The 1,786-nt window shown below is 55.3% G+C and carries 2 protein-coding genes; both read right to left on the bottom strand.

From position 1 onward, the window contains the following. The coding region (locus HP546_RS29865; protein WP_172233363.1) for an integrase arm-type DNA-binding domain-containing protein at positions 1–869 on the bottom strand (869 nt) is incomplete at its 3' end. 304 nt (positions 870–1,173) lie between these two features. Further along, a partial coding sequence (locus HP546_RS29860; protein WP_172233360.1) for a tyrosine-type recombinase/integrase occupies positions 1,174–1,786 on the bottom strand: 613 nt, incomplete at its 5' end.

Below are 1,786 nucleotides of genomic sequence, written 5' to 3'. Positions count from 1 at the left end.
CACTCGGACTTGAGGAGTTCGCCTATGCGACAGAGGGTGCTGAGGCAGATCCAGACTGCGCATTGTACGCGGGAATTCACAGGTCGGATGCCGGAGTATTTTTGGCCAGCGGGTAGGGAGTTATACTCAGACGCCAAGCGGGTGAAAATATATTGCAACTCTTGGATTTCGCCAGTGGATAGCAGACGGTCGCGCTGCTCCTGATAGTCATGATCAAGGAGTTTGTTTACGTCAATCAGGTCGGCGGGGTTTCCATCGACCATCAAGGTTCGCCACGGATTTCGTTTCTCGGCCCACCGCAGCATCTGACCTATGTCCTTGCTGCGAATAACGACTGTACGGTTTAGACCGCGAGCTTTGATCGAACGCAGGAGAGTGAGCAGATCTTTTTCATTAATAGTTCGCAGAGGTTTATAGCCGATAGCTGGAAGCACGTCTTTGGAAAAGCTGCGGCGAAGTTCTGCGTTGCCGTCCTGGCGGGATACCCCGTCGCGCATCCATTCTTCAAAAAGGTCGGTGACAGTCTTGTTCTCTGCAGCCTGACGTTCGGCTTCAGCAATAGTTGCTGCGACCGCAGCTTGGGCCTCGATCTTAGCTGCCTTTCGGGCGGCGGCGGGTTCTATACCTTTAGCAACGCTTGCTCTCACTTCGTCTCGTTCGGCACGAATCTGCGCCAGCGATCTTTTTGGCCAGCTGCCCAGACGCTGATCGCGTTTGGTTCCGCCCATTTTGAATTCAAAACGGAAGAGCACCGTAACCCCGCGCACGCCTGCACGAACCTTGGCGGTCAGGCCGCCCTCTTCTCGAAGCGTTTTGCCGTCATCGGTGGGCGTGAGTGCTTCCAGTTGCTTCACTGTCAGCTTCGTCAATGGTTACCCCTAGCCAACGTGGCGTGCCTTGGAATTTTGCCCCACTTTTGCCCCACCGAATTGGTTGGCTTCAGGGGGATGCTGGTGGATTTCCACAGAACTTAATATATCTTGTAGGTCCCGTATTTGCTAGCTTACAGGTGATCTTGGGCGGTCCATGGCATTCCATGGAACTCCACTACATAAGCGCATGGGGTGCAAGGGGTCGAGTGTTCGAATCACTCCGTCCCGACCATATATTTCAACGACTTAGCCACCCTCGGGTGGCTTTTTCGTTTTTGCATGTGGGGAGTTTTTCGGGACTTCATCCGATTTTCCTCTTCAAGATCGTCAACACCGGCCCGCGAGAGTCAGTTGTTGATACCATGTTCGCAGCCTCAATCAGCTTGCCCAGCTCAGCGCCGGAGTAGTGGCTGGTGATGCTGCCGTTCTTGTGCCCGAGCAGTGACTTCCGATCCTCTTCAGTAACGCCTGCTGCCCGCAGTCGTCGACCGAAGGTGTGCTTTAAGTCGTGAATCCTGATCGAGGCATATCCAGGGTGAGCGGGGCGAAGGTTTTCCTCCTGCCAGAGTTTCGCCGCTCTCACCCGTGCCTTCTTCCATGCCGAGTCGTTCATCCGGTGCATCGCGGTGCCGTTGTATGGGAATACCCATTCCTTGCTGATCCCGCGCTGCCTTTCAATAATCGACTTGGCCACGTTGTTCAGCACCACCAGGCGCTCGTCGCCATTCTTTACGCCCGACCGGGCGTGTCTCCCGCCGAAGTCAGCAGGGATCAGGAAAACACTGGTTCCCAGTTCCGGCACCGATATCTCCCAATCCCACCTCAGCTTGCACACCTCTTGCTCACGGCAGCCCGTGTTCACCTTGAACAGGGCCATCGTTTGCAGATGGCCCGGTAACTCGTTGAAGAGGATC

It is taken from the genome of Pseudomonas sp. CM25 (genome assembly GCF_013179705.1).
GTDB lineage: Bacteria > Pseudomonadota > Gammaproteobacteria > Pseudomonadales > Pseudomonadaceae > Aquipseudomonas.
The sequence above is the reverse complement of the archived record's forward strand: the minus strand, read 5'-3'. Positions and strand labels throughout refer to the sequence as shown.